19 protein-coding genes are annotated in these 17,681 nt (G+C 72.8%); 7 read left to right on the top strand and 12 right to left on the bottom strand.

All coding sequences use genetic code 11. The features are described from left to right. Window positions 1-12: 12 nt before the first annotated feature. From ACQP1P_RS08650 to ACQP1P_RS08635, 4 genes are read left to right on the top strand one after another with little or no spacing between them, the layout of a single operon-like run. Entirely contained in the window at window positions 13-1,458 is a 1,446-nt protein-coding gene (locus tag ACQP1P_RS08650; RefSeq protein WP_433084781.1) for an MFS transporter, read from the top strand. 48 nt (window positions 1,459-1,506) lie between these two features. After that, window positions 1,507-1,995, top strand: coding sequence for a phage holin family protein (locus ACQP1P_RS08645; RefSeq protein WP_433084779.1), 489 nt, complete (start codon window positions 1,507-1,509; stop codon window positions 1,993-1,995). Continuing rightward, window positions 1,992-2,384: a DUF3618 domain-containing protein gene (locus ACQP1P_RS08640; protein ID WP_433084777.1), complete on the top strand. Its 393-nt coding sequence runs from the start codon at window positions 1,992-1,994 to the stop codon at window positions 2,382-2,384. Before ACQP1P_RS08645 ends, ACQP1P_RS08640 begins: the two co-directional genes overlap by 4 nt. Beyond that, complete coding sequence (locus tag ACQP1P_RS08635; protein ID WP_433084776.1) at window positions 2,385-2,648, top strand: DUF4235 domain-containing protein; 264 nt, start codon at window positions 2,385-2,387, stop codon at window positions 2,646-2,648. It begins immediately after the preceding gene. Window positions 2,649-2,715: 67 nt separating this feature from the next. Here ACQP1P_RS08635 and xylB read toward each other — a convergent pair whose 3' ends face one another. The 3 genes from xylB to ACQP1P_RS08620 all read right to left on the bottom strand — a co-directional run bounded on the left by xylB (window position 2,716) and on the right by ACQP1P_RS08620 (window position 6,565). Beyond that, window positions 2,716-4,104: a xylulokinase gene (xylB, locus tag ACQP1P_RS08630; RefSeq protein ID WP_433084774.1), complete on the bottom strand. Its 1,389-nt coding sequence runs from the start codon at window positions 4,102-4,104 to the stop codon at window positions 2,716-2,718. Beyond that, on the bottom strand, window positions 4,101-5,261 hold the full coding sequence (gene xylA, locus ACQP1P_RS08625; RefSeq protein ID WP_433084772.1) for a xylose isomerase: 1,161 nt from the start codon (window positions 5,259-5,261) through the stop codon (window positions 4,101-4,103). Before xylA ends, xylB begins: the two co-directional genes overlap by 4 nt. A 98-nt stretch (window positions 5,262-5,359) precedes the next feature. Continuing rightward, window positions 5,360-6,565: an ROK family protein gene (locus ACQP1P_RS08620; RefSeq protein WP_433084770.1), complete on the bottom strand. Its 1,206-nt coding sequence runs from the start codon at window positions 6,563-6,565 to the stop codon at window positions 5,360-5,362. Window positions 6,566-6,783: 218 nt separating this feature from the next. On the opposite strand from ACQP1P_RS08620, the gene ACQP1P_RS08615 reads away from it, so the two are divergent. Both ACQP1P_RS08615 and ACQP1P_RS08610 read left to right on the top strand, forming a co-directional pair. Further along, window positions 6,784-7,239: an RrF2 family transcriptional regulator gene (locus ACQP1P_RS08615; RefSeq protein WP_223102116.1), complete on the top strand. Its 456-nt coding sequence runs from the start codon at window positions 6,784-6,786 to the stop codon at window positions 7,237-7,239. 53 nt (window positions 7,240-7,292) lie between these two features. Further along, on the top strand, window positions 7,293-7,520 hold the full coding sequence (locus ACQP1P_RS08610) for a hypothetical protein (protein ID WP_433084768.1): 228 nt from the start codon (window positions 7,293-7,295) through the stop codon (window positions 7,518-7,520). A 540-nt stretch (window positions 7,521-8,060) separates the two neighbouring features. On the opposite strand, the gene ACQP1P_RS08605 is transcribed toward ACQP1P_RS08610, so the two are convergent. The 4 genes from ACQP1P_RS08605 to pyk form a co-directional block, all read right to left on the bottom strand. Next, on the bottom strand, window positions 8,061-8,564 hold the full coding sequence (locus ACQP1P_RS08605) for an NADPH-dependent FMN reductase (RefSeq protein WP_433084766.1): 504 nt from the start codon (window positions 8,562-8,564) through the stop codon (window positions 8,061-8,063). A gap of 359 nt (window positions 8,565-8,923) precedes the next feature. Further along, complete coding sequence (locus tag ACQP1P_RS08600; RefSeq protein WP_433084764.1) at window positions 8,924-9,379, bottom strand: RrF2 family transcriptional regulator; 456 nt, start codon at window positions 9,377-9,379, stop codon at window positions 8,924-8,926. Window positions 9,380-9,383: 4 nt separating this feature from the next. Then, window positions 9,384-10,253 carry an acyl-CoA thioesterase gene (locus ACQP1P_RS08595; RefSeq protein ID WP_433089922.1) on the bottom strand — a complete coding sequence of 290 codons (870 nt, stop codon included), beginning with the start codon at window positions 10,251-10,253 and terminating at the stop codon, window positions 9,384-9,386. A gap of 39 nt (window positions 10,254-10,292) precedes the next feature. Further along, complete coding sequence (pyk, locus tag ACQP1P_RS08590) at window positions 10,293-11,711, bottom strand: pyruvate kinase (RefSeq protein ID WP_433084762.1); 1,419 nt, start codon at window positions 11,709-11,711, stop codon at window positions 10,293-10,295. Window positions 11,712-11,813: 102 nt separating this feature from the next. On the opposite strand from pyk, the gene ACQP1P_RS08585 reads away from it, so the two are divergent. Beyond that, the gene (locus tag ACQP1P_RS08585; protein WP_433084760.1) at window positions 11,814-12,914 is read left to right on the top strand and encodes a low temperature requirement protein A; all 1,101 of its coding nucleotides are present in this window, start codon (window positions 11,814-11,816) and stop codon (window positions 12,912-12,914) included. On the opposite strand, the gene ACQP1P_RS08580 is transcribed toward ACQP1P_RS08585, so the two are convergent. The 5 genes from ACQP1P_RS08580 to ACQP1P_RS08560 form a co-directional block, all read right to left on the bottom strand. Beyond that, window positions 12,895-14,049 (bottom strand): mechanosensitive ion channel family protein, encoded by a 1,155-nt coding sequence (locus tag ACQP1P_RS08580; RefSeq protein ID WP_433084758.1) that lies wholly within the window; start codon window positions 14,047-14,049, stop codon window positions 12,895-12,897. The genes ACQP1P_RS08585 and ACQP1P_RS08580 overlap by 20 nt on opposite strands. Window positions 14,050-14,101: 52 nt before the next feature. Next, window positions 14,102-15,202 (bottom strand): S8 family serine peptidase, encoded by a 1,101-nt coding sequence (locus ACQP1P_RS08575; protein WP_433084756.1) that lies wholly within the window; start codon window positions 15,200-15,202, stop codon window positions 14,102-14,104. Further along, window positions 15,199-16,341 (bottom strand): hypothetical protein, encoded by a 1,143-nt coding sequence (locus ACQP1P_RS08570; RefSeq protein ID WP_433084754.1) that lies wholly within the window; start codon window positions 16,339-16,341, stop codon window positions 15,199-15,201. Before ACQP1P_RS08570 ends, ACQP1P_RS08575 begins: the two co-directional genes overlap by 4 nt. Beyond that, complete coding sequence (locus tag ACQP1P_RS08565) at window positions 16,341-16,733, bottom strand: hypothetical protein (protein WP_433084752.1); 393 nt, start codon at window positions 16,731-16,733, stop codon at window positions 16,341-16,343. Before ACQP1P_RS08565 ends, ACQP1P_RS08570 begins: the two co-directional genes overlap by 1 nt. Window positions 16,734-16,855: 122 nt before the next feature. Continuing rightward, window positions 16,856-17,632 carry a neutral zinc metallopeptidase gene (locus tag ACQP1P_RS08560; RefSeq protein ID WP_433084751.1) on the bottom strand — a complete coding sequence of 259 codons (777 nt, stop codon included), beginning with the start codon at window positions 17,630-17,632 and terminating at the stop codon, window positions 16,856-16,858. Window positions 17,633-17,681 lie beyond the last annotated feature (49 nt).

The following is a 17,681-nucleotide window of genomic DNA, read 5'->3' as shown; positions in this document are numbered from 1 at the left end:
AGAACGGTGTTCGTGAGATACGAACATCGTTCGAACCCCTGGATCGTGCTGGCCGTCGTGCTGGCCGCCGAGGTCATGGACCTTCTCGACGCCACGGTCATCGCCATCGCCGGGCCCTCGATCCGCGCCGACCTCGGGGGCGGCACGGCGTTGCTGCAGTGGCTCGCCGCGGGGTACACCCTCGCCTTCGCCGTCGGCCTCGTCACCGGCGGCCGCCTCGGCGACGTCTTCGGCCGCCGCCCGATGTTCCTCGCCGGCGCGGCCGGCTTCACCCTCATGTCGCTGCTGTGCGCGGTCGCGCCCGGCCCGGCCTGGCTGATCGCGTTCCGGGTGCTGCAGGGCCTGTGCGGCGCCGTGCTCATCCCGCAGGGGCTCGGCCTGATCAAGGCGGCGTTCCCGCCCGAGCGGGCCGGCTCCGCGTTCGCCGCGTTCGGCCCGGTGATGGGCCTCTCCGCGGTCTGCGGCCCGATCCTGGCGGGCGTGCTCGTCGACGCCGACCTGTTCGGCACCGGCTGGCGGGCGATCTTCCTGATCAACCTGCCGGTGGGCCTGGCCGCGCTACTCGGCGCCGCGCGCTTCCTGCCCCGCAACGCCGAGCAGAACCCGAGCCTGCGCCTGGACCTGCCCGGCACCGTCCTGCTCGGCGGCGCCCTGCTGCTGCTCGTCTTCCCGCTGGTGCAGGGCCGGGAGCTGGGCTGGCCGTGGTGGTGCTGGGCGGCGATGGCCGCGTCGGTGCCCGGGCTGTGGCTGTTCCGCCGCTACGAGCAGCGCCGCGTGCGGGCCGGGTGCACCCCGCTGGTGGAGCCCTCGCTGCTGGCCAAGCGGCGCTTCAACGCCGGGCTCGTGGTCGGGCTGATCTTCTTCGCCGGGGTCATGGGGCTTTCCCTCATCCTGAGCGTGTACCTCCAGCTGGGCCTCGGCTACAGCCCGCTGCGCGCCGGCCTCACCCAGGCGCCGTGGGCCTTCGGCACCGCGCTCGGCGCCGTCGCCGCCCACGGCCTGAGCGCCCGCCTCGGCGGCCGCAGGGTGCTCGTCGGCGGCACCGGCGTCGTGGCGCTCGGCGTCGCGGTGCTCCTGGGCACGCTCGCGGCCACCGGCGGCTCGGCCTCGCCGTGGCCGCTGCTGCCCGCCCTGCTGGTGCTGGGGATCGGGATGGGGGCCTCGATGGCGCCGTACTTCGACATCGTCCTCGCCGCCGTCGACCCCCACGAGCTCGGCTCCGCCTCCGGCACGCTCACGGCCGCCCAGCAGATCGGCGGCGCGATCGGCGTGGCCGTGCTCGGCACCGCGTTCTTCTCGTGGTCCGGGCGGGGCCTCACCGCCTCCCTGGAGCGCGTGCTGGGCCTCGAGCTCGGCCTGCTCGCCCTCGCCGGCGCGCTGTGCTTCCTGCTGCCGGCCCGGGCACGGGAGGAGTCCCCTGAGGCGCACGGGGCCCCCGTGGCGACGGTTGCGGGTTAGCCCCGTCCCAGGCTGGGCATGAGGTTGGTACGGGCGAGAGGAGAAGCCATGACGTCCACCCTGGAGCCGCGCAGCGCGGCGGTCCGCCCGGCCCTGACGCCGCGCGTGCAGAACCCGATCACGAGTCCCGCGACGAGCAGCGCCGACCGGTCGACCGCCGAGCTGGTGAAGCTCGCCGCCGAACAGGTCTCCACGCTGGTGCGCGACGAGCTGAAGCTGGCCCAGATCGAGCTCACCGAGAAGGGCAAGCGAGCCGGCCTCGGGGCCGGGATGTTCGGCGGGGCCGGACTCGTCGCGCTGTACGGCGTCGGCGCCCTGCTGGCCGCGCTCATCATCGGCCTGGCCGCCGTGATGCCGGCCTGGCTGGCCGCGCTCATCGTCGGCGTCGCGCTCTTCGTGGTCGCCGGCGTGCTCGCGCTGGTCGGCAAGGGCCAGGTGAAGAAGGCCGTGCCGCCGATGCCGCAGGAGACGGTCGCGGGCGTGAAGGCCGACATCGACACCATCACGACCTCGGTGAAGCACGGGGGCCACAAATGACGGCAACGGAATCGCAGCACAGCGCGAACGGGCACAGCACCACCGCCGACCCGGAGGTGTTGCGGGCGGAGATCGCCCGCACGCGCGCCGGGCTCGGCGAGACCGTCGAGGCCCTCGCGGCCAAGGCGGACGTGAAGGCCCGTGCGCAGGAGGCGGTGCACTCCTCGGTGGAGACCGCCAAGCTGCGCATGCGCGAGGGCGTCTCGCAGATGGCGGTCAACGCCGCCTACGCGAGCCGCGAGCTGCGAACGCACCCGAAGAGCACCCTGCAGACCGGGATGCGCCGGCTGCTGGACTCGGCCCGGGAGCGGCCCGCCCCGTGGGTCGTCGGCTCCGCGCTGCTGGTCCTGGCGGCGCTGGTCGGTTACCGCAGCCGGCGGGAGTACTGAATGAACAAGCTGCTGTACAAGCCGTTCAGCATCGCCTTCAGCGTGGCGGGGGGCATCGCGGCGGGGATCGTGTTCAAGCAGGTGTGGAAGCGTCTCTCCGGCGAGGAGGACGCGCCCGCGGCGACGTCGCGGGATTACGGCTGGGGCGAGGTCCTGGCCGCCGCCGCGCTGCAGGGCGCCATCTTCGCCGTCGTGAAGGCCGCGATCGACCGCGGCGGAGCCGAGGGCGTGCGGCGGCTCACGGGCGAGTGGCCGGACGACTGAGCGGTGACGCGAAAAGCTCCGCCGAGGGTGACCTCGGCGGAGCTTTTCGCTGTCGCGGGGGATCTCGCTACTTGAGCAACGCCTGCGCCCGGTCGCGCACGTCCGAGTACACCTTCCGGATCTTCTCGGCCGGATCCCCCGTCACGTCGACCGCGGACACCGGCCACGACGGCGCCTCGGAGGACCCGCGCAGCGCCCACGCCGCCTGGCGGGCCGCGCCGAGGGCCACGTACTCCCCCGGCTCCGGCACGCTCACCGGCACCCCGAGCAGCCCCGGCGCGATCGCCCGGACCGCCGCCGACGCCGCCGCGCCGCCGATGAGCAGCACCCGCTCGACCGGCACGCCCAGCGCGCGGACCGCGTCGAGCCCGTCCGCGAGCCCGCACAGCATGCCCTCGTACGCGGCCCGGGCCAGGTTCGCCGGGCCGGCGTTGGCGCGGGTGAGCCCGTTGAGCAGCCCGCGCGCGCCGGGCAGGTTGGGCGTGCGCTCGCCGTCGAGGTAGGGCAGCAGGGTCAGCCCGCCCGCCCCCGGCTCCGCCGCGAGCGCGAGTTCGTCCAGTGTGGACAGTGGTACGCCGAGCAGCGCCGCCACCGCCGTGAGCACCCGGGCCGCGTTCAGCGTCGCCACGAGCGGCAGGTGCCGCCCGCTCGCGTCGGCGAACCCGGCGACCGTCCCGCTCGGGTCGGCGACGGGCGCCGCGCTGACCCCGAACACGGTGCCGGACGTGCCCAGCGACACCACCAGGTCGCCCGGGCGCAGGCCGAGGCCGAGCGCCGCGGCCATGTTGTCGCCGGTGCCCGCGGCGAGCAGCGCGCCGTCCGCGGTCTCGCCGACGACCTCGGCCGGCCCGGCGACCCGGGGCAGCCGCAGGTCCCGGCCGAAGGCCAGCCGGACGAGATCGGGCCGGTACTGCCCCGTCGCCGGCGACCAGTACCCGGTGCCGGAGGCGTCGCCCCGGTCCGTCGTCAGCTCGGGGCCGGTGTTGAGCCGGTGGGTGATCCAGTCGTGCGGCAGCACCACCGCGGCGGCCCGGGCCGCGACCTCCGGCTCGTGCCGGGCGACCCAGCGCAGCTTGGTGACGGTGAAGCTGGCCACCGGCACCAGCCCGACGGCCTCGGCCCAGCCCGCGGCCCCGCCGGGCAGCTCGGCGATGAGGTCCTCGGCCGCGCCGGCGGAGCGGGTGTCGTTCCACAGCAGCGCGTCGCGGACCACCGCGCCGGCCTCGTCGAGCAGGACCATGCCGTGCTGCTGCCCGCCGACCCCGAGGGCGGCCACCCCGTCGAGCAGCCCACCCTTGGTCGCCTCCAGCAGCGCCGACCACCAGTGCTCGGGGGCGACCTCGGTCCCGTCGGGGTGCCCGGCCCGGCCCTCGCGCACGACCGCGCCGGTGTCGGCGTCGCAGACGAGCACCTTCGTCGACTGGGTGGAGGTGTCCACCCCGGCGACGAGCGTCATGAACGGACCCCGAGCAGGTGCTCCATCGCGAGCTGGTCGAGCACCTCGAAGGCCCCGCCGCGCGCGGCGAGGGTGTCGACGTCGAACTCCTCCGCGCGCAGCGACGCGATGCTCTCGCCCTCGGCCAGGGTCGGCTGCGACAGCTCGTCGACGCGCGCCGCCGCCAGGGCCGCGGCCACGTCCGGGTCGGCGCGGAAGGAGCGCACGCGCTCGCGCAGGATCAGGTAGTTGCGCATGCAGGCGCGCGCCGTCTCCCACACCCCGTCGTAGTCCTCGGTGCGCGGGGGCTTGTAGTCGAAGTGGCGGTAGCCGGTGTACCCGCCGGTCTCGAGCACGTCGACGGTCCAGAACGCGCCGCGCAGGTTGCCGGCCCCGAAGCGCAGGTCCTGGTCGAAGCGGGGCCCGTGCTGGCCGTTGAGGTCGATGTGGAACAGCTTGCCGTGCCAGAGCGCCTGGGCGATGCCGTGCGCGAAGTTCAGCCCGGCCATCTCCTCGTGGCCCACCTCGGGGTTGAGGCCCACGCGGTCGGGCTCGTCGAGGGTCGCGATGAGCGCGAGGGCGTGGCCGATGGTCGGCAGCAGGATGTCGCCCCGGGGCTCGTTCGGCTTGGGTTCCAGGGCGAAGCGGATGTCGTACCCCTGCTCGCGCACGTACTGGCAGAGCACGTTGAGGCCCTCGCGGTAGCGGTCCAGCGCGGCGGCCACGTCCTTGGCCCCGCCGGACTCGGCGCCCTCGCGGCCGCCCCACAGCACGTAGGTCTCCGCGCCCAGCTCGGCCGCGAGGTCGATGTTGCGCAGCACCTTCTTGAGGGCGAAGCGCCGCACCGCGCGGTCGTTCGAGGTGAACCCGCCGTCCTTGAAGATCGGGTGGCCGAACAGGTTCGTGGTGACCATCTCCACGCGCACGCCGGTCTCGTCCAGCGCGTCCTTGAAGCGCCCGATGAGCTTGTCGCGGGTCGCGTCGTCGCTGCCGAACGGGAACAGGTCGTCGTCGTGGAACGTGACGGCCGCGGCGCCGAGGTCCGAGAGGCGGTGCACGGCCTCCACCGAGTCGAGCGGGGCGCGGGTCGGGCCGCCGAACACGTCCTGGGCCTGCCAGCCGACGGTCCACAGCCCGAAGCTGAACTTGTCCTCGCGCGTGGGCTGGTAATCAGTCATGGGGTACCTCTTCGCGGTGGCGGGGTGTGTTGGGCCACACGGTACGCCGCTCAGGGGGTTTGTTCAAGAAAAGAACTAACCCCTCGGCCAACCCTTCGTCACGCCCGGAAGACCACCCGGTAGTACGTCTCCGAGTGCTGCAGGGCCAGCAGGACCGCGCCCCGGACCTCCGCGTCCGGGCCCAGTTTCGAGGCGCGGATCTCGACCCCGCGCAGGGCCGGGGCGAGCGCGTGCCGGGCCACGGCGGCGCGCAGCGGCTCGAGCAGCAGGTCCCCGATGGCGGCCAGCCCGCCCCCGACGACGACGAGCGCCGGGTTGTACGCGTTGATGAGCCACGACGCCGCCAGCCCGAGGTATTCGCCGACCTCCTCGATGATCCGCCGGGCCGCCGGGTCCCCGTCGCGGGCCGCGGCGGTCACGTCCCGGGCGTCGAACCCGTCCAGCCCCGCCCGCTTCGCCGCGCGCACGATGGCCGGCCCCGACGCGAGGGTCTCCAGGCAGCCGACCTTCCCGCAGTTGCAGGCCTCGTCGTTGCCCGGCACCGCGTTGTGCCCGATCTCGCCCGCGGTGCCGCCGACCCCGTGGAAGACCCGGCCGTCGGAGAGCACCCCGGCGGAGAGGCCGGTGCCGGTGTACAGCAGGGCGAGGTCACCCACCCGCTCCCCCGCGCCCTCGAGGTTCTCGGCGACGGCGGCGGCCTGCCCGGCGTTGTGCACGTAGACCGGGGCGCCGCGCAGCTCGGCCGCGAGCAGGTCGCGAACGGGCACGTCACGCCAGCCGAGGTTGGGCGCGAGCAGGCACACGCCCGCGTGGAAGTCGGTGAGCCCCGGCAGCACGGCCCCCACCGCGGCGATCCTGGCGCCGGGCAGCCCGGCCCCGGCGATGCCCGCGCGGATCTCCGCCGCCACCGTCCGCAGCACCTCGCCCGGCGCCGTCCCCGGCCCCGGCGTCGGCAGCTCCCGGCGCACGATCTCCTCGCCGGTGGCGTCCCCGATGGCGATGGCGGTGCGCCGGGCCCCGATGTGCACGCCGACCACGAGCAGCGAGCGCGCGTTGAACTCCAGCAGGATCGGCGGCCGCCCGCCGCTGACGGCGGTCGAGCCCGGCCCGATCTCGCGCACCAGCCCCTCGGCGATGAGCTCGTCGACGATCGCCGAGACCGTCGGCTTGGCCAGCGTCGTCGAGCGCGCGATGCTGGCCCGCGAGACGGGGCCGCCCTCCTTGACCAGGGTCAGCACGAGCGAGCGGTTGACCTCGCGCATGACGTTGTGGTCGGCGCCCCGCCGCGGCTCATCTGATCGCATAATCCGACCACGCTACCCCCGATGTTCACCCGTGAGCGGCACCCGGGCTGACCAGCTCCGGCACCGTCTCCCACCGGACGCGGCGGCCGGCGACGGGCCGCGGCCCCGCCCGGCCACCCGGCCCGACAGCGCCACCCCGGCGATCAGGCGTGGGCGGGCACCCTACATTGGTAGCGGACAACCAATGCCACCAGCCCGGCCGGAAAGGCAGCTTTTCGATGCACATCTCGGCGCGCGGGGACTACGCGGTTCGCGCTTCCCTCGGGCTCGCCGCGGCCTATCCCGCGGTGGTGTCGGCCGCGGGGCTGGCCGACGAGCAGGACATGCCCCGAAAGTTCCTGGAAGCGGTCCTCGGCGACCTGCGCCGCGCGGGCCTGGTCCGCGGCCAGCGCGGCGTCGACGGCGGCTACGTGCTCACCCGCCAGCCCTCGGAGATCATGGTCGGCGACGTGCTGCGCGCGGTCGACGGCCCCCTGGCCGAGGTGCGCGGCGTCCGCCCGGAGGAGGCCATGTACTCCGGCACCGCCGAACACCTCCAGCAACTCTGGGTCGCGGTGCGCGCGGCCGTGCGCAACGTCCTGGACGAGGTGAGCCTGGCCGACGTGGTGCGGGGCCGGATGCCCGCGCACGTGCGGCGCCTGACCACGCCCCCGGCCGCCTGGCAGCCGCGCTAGGCGCGTTGGTCGTTTCCGGGATCCGGGCTGGTCGCGGGCCCTACGCTCGGATCATGTCGACGAAAGCGCACGACCCCTATCTGCAGGCCGCCGAGGGCTTCCTGCACAGCATCCGCGCCGAGCTGGACATGGCCGACGATCTGGAGATGGATCGGACGCTGCGGGTCACGCAGACGTATGCGCTGGTGAGCATCGCGCGCTCGCTGAACGAGATCAGCGAGCGGGGCAGTGCGGAGGACGTCGGCCCGGTGTTGACGGCGGCGGCGTCGCTGCACAACTGATGCTTGATATGTCGGGCGCTGCGCGCCGCGACATATCCGCATTTATGCCCTGACGGGGTATTCGGTACTTTGCGGTGGTTGGTCCCTTTCGGAGCCCAGGCACCGGCCGAAGACCGCCCACGCCGTGCCGGGATGAACGGGGCGCTGCTACCGCGGTGGAGCAGGCGTCCGGACGATCTGCGCAACAGGGCCGGTCGAGGACCGGGCGACCGCCGCTGTGCGCACAACCAGCGCCGGCTCGAAGCCACGGCCGCCACGCACGATCACCCGGCGCGAAGCGACCGCGCCGCGCACAATGGCTCGGCTCGAAGCGACAGCGCGGAAACGTGGCCGCGCACAAGCAGACGGACCGAAGCGACAACGCGATCGTGGCCGTGCACATGGAGACGGCTCCCAAAGCGATGCGGTGTAGACGGCCCTCGAAGCGACGCCATGCAGACGGCCTCGAAGCGACGCCTCCGACGCGACCGGGCGGTTCGAAGCAAGGCCATCAGCGCGTGTCTGAGTGGACCCCTCGCGCGGGCGAGGCGGTGGCGGAGGTCAGTGGGCGGCGGCGGTGTCGAAGTGGGCGGCGATGCCGTCGACGTACCCGGCGGCCGTGGCGCCCGCGTTCGCCAGCTCGCCCTCGACCACCGCCAGGCCCGGGTCGACCAGCACCGCGCCCAGCTCGCCGAGCAACTCGCGCAGGTTGCGCTGGGCCGCGTCCGCCTGGGGCTGGACGCCCGCGGTGACGACCGTGACGGCGGCGATGTCCTTCAGGCCGTCGGCCGGGAGCTGATCCAGGAGCACCTTCAGGACGCCGGTGTAGCTGCCCTTGTAGGTGGGCGTGGCCACGACGAGCACGCTCGCGCGGCGCAGGGCCGCTACCGCCTCGGTCAGGGCGCCGTCGCCGGGTTGCAGGAGCTTGACGCCGAGGTCGCTCACGTCGATGGTGCGGGGGGCCGCCAGGCCGAGCCGCGTGGCCAGGGCCCCGCCGACCTCCTCGGCCAGGTGCAGGGTCCGCGAGTGCGGGCGAGGGTTTCCGGAGACCACCACAATCGTCACGCCGACGATCCTAACTCCTGTTTTAGCGATAGGAAATAGCGACTTCGAGAGGGGCCGCGAGCGGCACAAATCGCAAAGCGGGCGCGGAAAGCGGGCACAAAAAGCGGAGCGCGAGCGAACCGACCGAGCGAGACCCGAGCGCGAACGAACCGACCGGGCGAGACCCGAGCGCGAACGAACCGACCGGGCCGAAACGACCGACCAGACAAGCAGCCAGGGCGGGAACACCCTGGCACGACGCAGCCGCGAAGAAGGCGTTCCGCGGCGGCAAGGCGTGGGTGCGGTCTTGCCACCGCGGACGCCGGGATTCCTGGCGGGAGCGACGGTCCGCCACTGACGCGGACCCGAGCAGAAAAACCTCAGACCCAGGCGCGCGGATCGGCGACGAGATCCCGCACCCGTTCCGGCAGTTCGCCCGTGACCACGTCCTCGATCGTCACGGTCTCCAGGATGAGCCGCTCGTTGGCCCGCAGCGCGATCCACACGTCCTGCAGCGCCTGCGCCGCGCCGTGGTAGCCGAGCTCCTCCGGGCGCTGGCCGCGCACGTTGGCGAGCGGGCCGTCGATCACGCGGATGATCTCGGCCAGGGAGATCTCGGCGGCGGGGCGGGCGAGGCGGTAGCCGCCCTCCGGGCCGCGCTGGGCGAGCACCACGCCGCCGCGGCGCAGCTGCAGCAGGATGCTCTCCAGGAACTTCGGGGGGATCTGCTGGGCCGACGCCAGGCGGTCGGCGGTCACCAGCTTGCCGTCGGCCGACGTCGCCGCCAGCTCCGCCACCGCGCGCAGCGCGTAGTCAACTCGGGCCGAAAGCCGCATGTCCTCATCCTCCCACGCGACGCAGCAAACCTTCCTGCACGGCCGTGGCGATGTGCCGGCCGTCCAGGGTGAACATCCGGCCCGTGGCCAGGCCGCGGGCGCCCGACGCGGACGGGCTCACGCAGTCGTAGAGGAACCACTCGTCGGCGCGGAACGGGCGGTGGAACCACATCGCGTGGTCCAGGCTCGCGCCGGCGAAGCCGCCGGGGCCCCACACGGCGCCGTGGGCCGACAGGACCGAGTCGATCAGCGTCAGGTCCGAGGCGAAGGTCAGCACGCAGGTGTGCAGGACCGGGTCGTCGGGGAGCCTGCCGGCCAGGCGCATCCAGACGCGCTGGCGGGGCTCGGCGGGGCGGTCGCCGGCCGGGACCCAGCCGGGCTCGCCGACGTAGCGCACGTCGATCGGGCGCGGGACCATCGACCAGATGCCGGCGCGCTCCTCGTACCGCGCCAGCCGCTCCGCCGTCGTCGGGACCTCGTCGGGCAGCGGGACGTCGGCGGGGGCGGGCTCCGCGTGGTCCAGGCCGTCCTCCGGGCGGTGGAAGGACGCGGACATGAAGAAGATCACCTTGCCGTGCTGCTGCGCGACCGAGCGGCGCACCGAGAAGGAGCGCCCGTCGCGGATGTTCTCCACGGCGTACGTGATCGGCACTTCCGGATCGCCCGGGCGCACGAAGTAGCCGTGCAGCGAGTGGACCCGCCGCTGCCGGTCCACGGTGCGCCCGGCGGCGACGAGGGCCTGCCCGGCCACCTGGCCGCCGAAGACGCGCTGGGGGCCGTCCGGCGGGCTGATGCCCAGAAACCGGTCGTCCCCCAGCGCCTCGAGGTCGAGCAGACGGACGAGCTCGTCCACGGCGTCCTGTCCGGTTGCCAGTTCAGTCACCGGACAATCTTCGCAGCTCGCCCGAAGTTTTTACTGTGAGAGTGCTCCCAGCTGGTGCACGCGGAGGGTGTTCGTCGATCCCGGGGTGCCGGGAGGCGAGCCCGCCACGATCACCACGTCGTCGCCGGGCGAGAGCCACGGCAGCCCGACGAGGGCCATGTCCACCTGCTCGAACATCTCGTCCGTGTGCTCCACGAACGGCACGTCGAAGGTCTGCACGCCCCAGCTGAGGGTGAGCTGGTTGCGGACCGTGGGCTCCGGGGTGAACGCCAGCAGCGGCAGCTCGCAGTGCAGGCGGGCCAGGCGGCGCACGGTGTCGCCGGTCTGGGTGAAGGCCACGAGCGCCTTCGCGCCGATGTTGCGCGCGATGTTGGACGCGGCCGAGGTCAGCGCGCCGCCGCGGGTGCGGGGGTCGTGCTGCAGGCGCGGCACGGTCAGCGCCCCGCCCTCGGTGGTGGCGACGATCCGCGCCATCGTGGAGACGGTCAGGATGGGGTACTTCCCGACACTCGTCTCCCCCGACAGCATGACGGCGTCGGCGCCGTCGAGGACCGCGTTGGCCACGTCGGAGGCCTCCGCGCGGGTCGGCCGCGCGTTCTCGATCATCGAGTCGAGCATCTGGGTCGCGACGATGACCGGCTTGGCCTGCTCGCGGCAGAGCTGCACCGCGCGCTTCTGCACGAGCGGCACCTGCTCCAGCGGCATCTCCACGCCCAGGTCGCCGCGGGCGACCATGACGCCGTCGAAGGCGTTGACGATGGCCTCGAGGGCGGCGACCGCCTCGGGCTTCTCGACCTTCGCGAGCACCGGGCGGCGGATGCCCTCCTCCTCCATGATCTCGTGGACGAGCTTGATGTCGTCCGGCGAGCGCACGAAGGACAGCGCGATCCAGTCGGCACCGAGGCGCAGCGCGAAGCGCAGGTCCTCGGCGTCCTTGTCCGACAGCGCGGGCACGCTCACGGCCACGTTCGGCAGCGAGACGCCCTTGTTGTTGGAGACCATGCCGCCCTCGGTCACGAGGACGGTGATGTCGTTGCCGTCGACCGCGGTCACCTCGACGGCGACCTTGCCGTCGTCGATGAGCAGCCGGTCGCCGGCCTTGACCTCCTGCGGAAGTTTCTTGTAGGTGCAGGACACCCGGTCGGCGGTGCCGAGAATGTCGTCACTGGTGATGACGGCCGTGTCACCGGCCGCCCACTCGTGCGGTCCGTCTGCGAATCGGCCGAGACGGATCTTCGGACCCTGGAGGTCCGCGAGGATGCCCACGGGGCGGCCGGCGGCGGTGGCGGCCTCCCGAACAAGGTTGAACACCGAGGCGTGGTCCTCGTGGCTACCATGGCTGAAGTTGAGCCGCGCGACGTCCATCCCGGCGTCGACTAGGCCACGGAGCCGCTCGGCCGACGATGTGGCCGGGCCGAGCGTACAGACGATTTTGGCGCGTCGAGTCACACCCTTGAGGCTAGCCCCTCGTTCACGGCGCGTATGCGCTGCCCCGGCCTGGCCCCATCAGTTGAGACTCCGGTCACCGGGCCTTTGCTCGATACTGGTCCGATGTCCACGCTCCCCCAGTGGCGGCGGCCGATGCGGGCCCGCGACAGCCACGAGGCGCACCGCGTCGCCACCCCGCTCGAGCTGCTGTTCGACCTGTGTTTCGTGGTCGCCATCGCCCGGCTGGGGCAGCTGCTGCACCACTCGGTGGCGGAGCACCACGTGGCGCACGGCATCGCCGGGTACCTCATGACGTTCTTCGCCGTGTGGTGGGCGTGGATGAACTTCACCTGGTTCGCCTCCGCCTTCGACACCGACGACGTCCCCTATCGGCTGACGGCGCTGCTGCAGATCGCCGGGGTACTCGTCCTGGCCGCCGGCGTCGCCGAGGCCTTCGAGGGTGATCTGCGGGTGGTCACGCTCGGTTATGTGATCATGCGCATCGGGCTCGCGACCCAGTGGCTGCGCGCCGCCCACGGCAGCGCGGAGGTCCGGCGCACCGCCCGGCGCATGGCCGCCGGGGTGAGCGCCTGCATGGTCGGGTGGGGCCTGCTGCTGCTCACCCACGGCACCACGCACACCCTGCTGTTCGTGGTGATGGTGGCGGCCGAGCTGTCGGTGCCGGTGTGGGCCGAGCGGCCCTGGCCGACGCCGTGGCACCCGCACCACATCGCCGAGCGCTACGGGCTGCTGTTCATCATCGTGCTCGGGGAGGTCGTCCTGTCGACCACCCTGGCGGTGCAGGGCGGCTTCGCGGCCGGGCGCCTGTGGTGGGTGGCCGGGGCCGGGCTGGTCATCGTGTTCGCGTTCTGGTGGCTGTACTTCGAGCGCCCGGTCCACGACCGCCTCACCGGCAACCGCCGGGCCTTCGTGTGGGGCTACGGTCACTTCTTCGTCTTCGCGTCGGCGGCGGCGCTGGGCGCGGGCCTGGCCGTCGTGCTGGACGACCCCGGCGTCACGCTCCTGCCGGTCTCGATCCCGGTCGCGGTGCTCCTGGTCGCGCTGCAGGCGCTGCACCTGCCCCGCCGCCTGGCCTGGGTCACCTATCTCGCCGCGCTGCTGGTGCTGGGCGCGGGCTTCTTCGGGCAGTACGCGCTGCCGGTGATGGCCGCAGTGCTCGCCGGGCTCGTGGCGACGCGGGTGGCTACGACTCCCGCCCGGTGAACGCCTCGGCCCGCGCCCGGCCGTCGACGCTGTGGCTGAACACGCGCGAGTCGCCGTCGGTGGTGAGCGTCTGCCCCGTGAGCGTCGCGTGCAGCGGCATCGCCGAGGTCATCTCCGCGCGGACCCGCGGCAGCGCGTCCGGGTGCGTGTCGCGCAGCCAGCCCACGAGGTGCTCACGCACGAAGCAGCGCAGGTCCCACAGCTTCGGCGCGTCCTCGGCACTCACGAGCGCGCGCAGCTGCATGGCGCTGCCGGTGGCCTCGATGACCTGCAGCACCGACACCCGCCCGTCCCACAGGTCCGTGGATTCGAGGGCCCGGCGCAGTTCCTCACGCATCTCCGGTACCGGCAGCCACCAGTCCACGTCGAACATCACGGCCCCCAGCAGCGCGGAGTTCGTCCGGGTCCAGTTCTCGAACGGCTTCTCGGTGAAGTAGGTGGTCGGGAGGATGAGCCGCCGGTCGTCCCACACGTGCACGACGACGTAGGACAGCGTGATCTCCTGCACCCGCCCCCACTCCTGCTCGACGATGACGACGTCGCCGAGCCGTACGGCGTCGGAGAACGCGAGCTGCAGCCCCGCGAACACATTGCGCAGCACGCTCTGCGCCGCGAGACCGCCGACGATGCCCAGGAACCCCGCGCTGGCCAGCACGCTCGTGCCGAGGATCCGGGCCCCCGGGAACGTCATGAGCATCACGGCGACCGCGAGCACGGCCACGACCGCGACCGTCACCCGCCGGATCATCACCACCTGGGTGTGGACGCGCCGGGCCGTACGGTTGTCGGGCACCTCGGTGTTGAACCGCGACAGCGCCGCGTCCTCGGCGACCACGAGCAACGCCGCGAGCAGCCACGCCGCCGCCGCGATGATGACCAGCTGATCGGCGTGCAGAAACGCGTGCCGCCACGAGGCCCCGTCGGCGTTGGCCCGAACGGCGAAGTAGACCGCGCACAGCACCAGCACCCACTGCGTGGGCCGGTGCGCGCGCTCGGCCAGCTCGGTGACGAGCGACGACTGCCGCCCGACGCGCACGAGTATCTTGTGCACGACGTGTACCGCGAGCACCGCCAGGACCGCCGCCCCGAGCGCGATCCCCAGCGGTACGAGCGTGTCAAAGACCGAATCCCGCATTCTGCGCGCCTTACCCGCGAAGGGTGATCGCCACACCCGCTGCCGGAGGTGATCAGGATCGCGCCCGCCGCCGGCCCCGGACCAGGCCCATCACGGCCACCAGCAGCACCACGCCACCCCCGGCCAGGGCCCACACCACGCCGCGACCCCCCGGCTCACGCCCGCCCGGCGCACCGGCGACCGGCGACGCCGCCGGCGAGCTGGGAACCGGTCCGACGTCGGCGGTGAGCGCGGCGACGGGATCGACGATGCCGAACCCGAACTCGTCATCGCGGCCGGGCCGGCCCTTGTCGACGGCGGTGGCGGTGATGCGGTGCACCACCTCGGCGCCGGAGAGCTCGGGGAACCGGGCCCGCACCAACGCGACAACACCGGCGACGATCGCCGTCGCATCACTCGTCCCCGAGGCCGACGCGTACTCACCGGACAACCTCGTCGAGACGATGTCGACGGCCGGCGCGGCAACCATGATCTCCGGGCCGGTCACCGAGACCGAGGCGTGGTTCCCGTCGCGGTCCGTCCCGCCGACCGCGAGGACACCCGGAAGGCTCGCGGGGAAGGACACCGCGTGCTCGGTCGAGGTGTTTCCGGCCGCGGCGACGACCACGACGTCCGACCGGAGCGCACGCTCGACGGCCGCTCGGACCCTCGGGTCCTTGCCGGTGCCGCCGGCGATGCAGATGACCTTGGCGTCGTGTTCCACCGCCCAGTCGATTCCCGCCGCAAGGTACGCGGCATTCCCGGTGCCGTTCTCACTGCGCAGCGTCTGCAGGGGCAGGATCATGGCCTTGGGCGCGATCCCCAGCACTCCGCCGTTCCCGGGAAGTCCCCGCCCCGCGATCAGGCCGGCCATCGCGGTTCCATGGCCGATGAAGTCGCCCCGTCCGTCGAAATCGCTGTTGCCCTCCCCGAAGCCCTTGCCCGGCAGGACCGCCCCGTCGAGTTCGGCATGCTTCGTGTCGACTCCGGTATCCGGCAGCCCGACCACCACGCCCTCGCCCTGGCTGATCCGATGCGCCTCCGGGATGCGCAGCGCTGCGAGGTGCCACTGCTGGTCCCGGATGTTGTCGGCCGCGGCCGGGCGCACGCCGGCCAGCACCATGACCACGACGGCCAGCAGGCAGGCCCCGGCCCGGCGGAGCGCGGCGGTCAACGGTCGATCCCCACCACGCCCGGCCCGGGATCGTGGCGGCGTTCGGGAGGCGCCTCGAGGACCGGCGGCACCCCTTCGTCCACCCCCCACAGCTCGTCGCCGTCCACGCTCGGCCTCGAACGCCGGCGCTTCGTGTACTCCTCGTAGGAGCGGTCGCGGTAGCCGCCGACCGCGCCACGGCTGCCGAACGGTTCAGCGGGTGCGGCGGCACTCGTGGCCGGCCGGGTTCGGGCCGTCTGCGAGGCACCCGTTCGTGGGACGGCACCGCCCGGCATCGGAACGGCGGGCTGCCCCACCGCCGCGCCGCCCGGACGTGGTGCGCTGATCACGCCGCCCGGAGCCAGCACGCCCGGGCGGAAGGCAACGCCACCGGGTGTCGCGGGTGCGGGGTTTCCGCTCTCGGGCACGCCGCCGATCACCCCGATCTGACCTGTGGGAACGCCGATACGTGGGCCGTTGCCGGACGTGCCGTCGGGGCGCTCGGGCTGCTCGGCCAGCGTCAATCCGTCGCCGGGTGACGGCGGATCGAACACCGGTGGTTGCAGCATTGCCGAGCCACCGCCGATCCCGCCTCGCCGCCCCGGCGACTGGCCCGATCCGCCACCATCGGCATCCGGGTCGCGCAGAATCTTCGCTCCGACCTCGTCGAACCGCCGGTACCGCGGCACCGCTGCATTGATCTTCTCAGCGGCTCCCGCGATCCTGGCATCGGAGGCGATCAGCACGTCTCGTCCGCGCTGATCCAGCTCGGCATGTTTCGCACCACCGGCCGCCAGTCCCTGCCCGGTGGCCCGCGAGTACTGCGCCATCATCGACTCGAGCTGACGCCGGGCCTCTCGCACGGCCGCGTACGCCTCGTCGACGCCGACGGCCATCAGATTCGCCGTGTCCGCGGTCTGGGTCATCACATCGATCATGTCGTTGATGCGCCCGGCGAACGCCCACGCGGCTTCGCTACGGTTCGGAGGCCAGCCGTCGGTCAGCCGGTCCCGGTGCACGCGGAGATTGTCGCGCTGCTGCTCCAGTGCCGTCCGCAGCCGATTCAGCGTGCTGACGTGCGTGAAACCCGCCTCCGGATCCTCGTCCCGCACGATGTTCCACAGATCCGGAAGCTTGAAGTCCTTGTACCTCTCCGCCATCAGATCGGCCTGCCTGTTCTCGGGTCCACGACGTCGGCGTCCGCCGTCACCGCCGCTCTCGCATTGCCCAGCGCCCCGGAGACCTGGTCGGCGGTGAGCGAGTCGGCGGATTCGTACGCCTCGGCGATCTCGTGGGCCGCCTCCGCCATCACCGAGCCGTTGTAGAGCAGAACCTCCATGAGGTCGAACAGCTCCTGCAACCGCTTGACGTAGTCCGTCGCGGCCTGCCGAACCTCCTTGCTCACCGCCCTGGTGCCGAACACCGGCGTCGCGGAGAAGAGGTGCAGCGTCTGCACCTTCTCCGCGGACAAGTGCACGTCCAGATCGTGCTGGAAGTCCCGCCCGAACGCGTGGACCGCGCTCGGATCGACCACGAACCCCGGCTCACCCACCGCGCCCTCCCCGCCACGATGCGCATCGAACCCGATGACCGTAACGGAGAGTCCCGGCGCGCGGCGACCCCGAGGCGGCCGGGGCCGAACAAGACGCGAATGCCCACACAAGCCGCAAACCGCTACGGGAAGAAGGGCCACGTCGGGGTGGTCGGGCCCGGCAGGGGGTTGGTCCAGCCCGGGAACGGGTTGCGCGTGCCCGGGAAGCTCGGCGCGGGGGTCGGCGCCGGGGCCGGCAGCGACGGGAACGCCGCCGGCGTCGTCGACGTCAGGCTGCCCTTGTGCACGTCACAGGAGTCCAGGCCGTGGTCGTAGCCGCCGAAGAACGACGACTCCCGCTGCTGCGGCGAGCCGTGGGCGCCCTCCTTGAACCACGGCTCGTCCGGCGGGTCGCCGACCGAGATCAGGCCCGCCTTCAGCTCGTCGAGGTCGCCCGTGTCGAGGGTCAGGTCGCCGGTGCGGATCGAGTCGCCGATCATGGCGCCGGCGAAGCAGTCGGCCTGCAGCTCCTGGTAGATCGTGAACTGGTACTGGATGCCGAGGCGCTGCTGGATGCCGTGGCCGTACTCGTGGCCGAGGAGGTAGAACACGAACGCGTCGCCCATGTCGTTGTAGACCTGCTCCGACCAGTTCCGGTCGTAGGCGATGAAGTCGCCGATCGGGCAGTACGCCGCGTTCTGGGCCGGGATCGGCTGCGTGCCGCAGGAGATCTGGCCGTCGACGACGTACGGGATGATCTTCGTGATCGGGCGGAAGCCCACGATCTTCGCGCCCCAGTAGTGCTCGGCGACGCGGATGGCGATGTTCAGGTCCGAGGCGAAGCTGCCGTTCGCGAGGGCCGTCTGCGCGGGGAACCAGCAGCAGATCGCGAAGGCCAGACCCCATAAAGCCCGTTTCATGGCCGAGGGGGTACCCGGGTGCGGGCTGCCGAAGAAGCCCGCACCCGAT

Origin of the sequence: Dactylosporangium sp. CA-052675, from assembly GCF_050947935.1 — a bacterium.
GTDB lineage: Bacteria > Actinomycetota > Actinomycetes > Mycobacteriales > Micromonosporaceae > Dactylosporangium.
This window is presented reverse-complemented; position numbering and strand designations above follow the sequence as displayed.

Bases quoted from the DNA above. Each gene is read 5' to 3' on its own strand.
- ACQP1P_RS08645 (WP_433084779.1), top strand. From the start codon at position 1,507: ATGACGTCCACCCTGGAGCCGCGCAGCGCGGCGGTCCGCCCGGCCCTG.
- ACQP1P_RS08640 (WP_433084777.1), top strand. From the start codon at position 1,992: ATGACGGCAACGGAATCGCAGCACAGCGCGAACGGGCACAGCACCACC.
- ACQP1P_RS08635 (WP_433084776.1), top strand. From the start codon at position 2,385: ATGAACAAGCTGCTGTACAAGCCGTTCAGCATCGCCTTCAGCGTGGCG.
- xylB (WP_433084774.1), bottom strand. From the start codon at position 4,104: ATGACGCTCGTCGCCGGGGTGGACACCTCCACCCAGTCGACGAAGGTG.
- xylA (WP_433084772.1), bottom strand. From the start codon at position 5,261: ATGACTGATTACCAGCCCACGCGCGAGGACAAGTTCAGCTTCGGGCTG.
- ACQP1P_RS08620 (WP_433084770.1), bottom strand. From the start codon at position 6,565: ATGCGATCAGATGAGCCGCGGCGGGGCGCCGACCACAACGTCATGCGC.
- ACQP1P_RS08615 (WP_223102116.1), top strand. From the start codon at position 6,784: ATGCACATCTCGGCGCGCGGGGACTACGCGGTTCGCGCTTCCCTCGGG.
- ACQP1P_RS08610 (WP_433084768.1), top strand. From the start codon at position 7,293: ATGTCGACGAAAGCGCACGACCCCTATCTGCAGGCCGCCGAGGGCTTC.
- ACQP1P_RS08600 (WP_433084764.1), bottom strand. From the start codon at position 9,379: ATGCGGCTTTCGGCCCGAGTTGACTACGCGCTGCGCGCGGTGGCGGAG.
- ACQP1P_RS08585 (WP_433084760.1), top strand. From the start codon at position 11,814: ATGTCCACGCTCCCCCAGTGGCGGCGGCCGATGCGGGCCCGCGACAGC.
- ACQP1P_RS08580 (WP_433084758.1), bottom strand. From the start codon at position 14,049: ATGCGGGATTCGGTCTTTGACACGCTCGTACCGCTGGGGATCGCGCTC.
- ACQP1P_RS08570 (WP_433084754.1), bottom strand. From the start codon at position 16,341: ATGGCGGAGAGGTACAAGGACTTCAAGCTTCCGGATCTGTGGAACATC.
- ACQP1P_RS08560 (WP_433084751.1), bottom strand. From the start codon at position 17,632: ATGAAACGGGCTTTATGGGGTCTGGCCTTCGCGATCTGCTGCTGGTTC.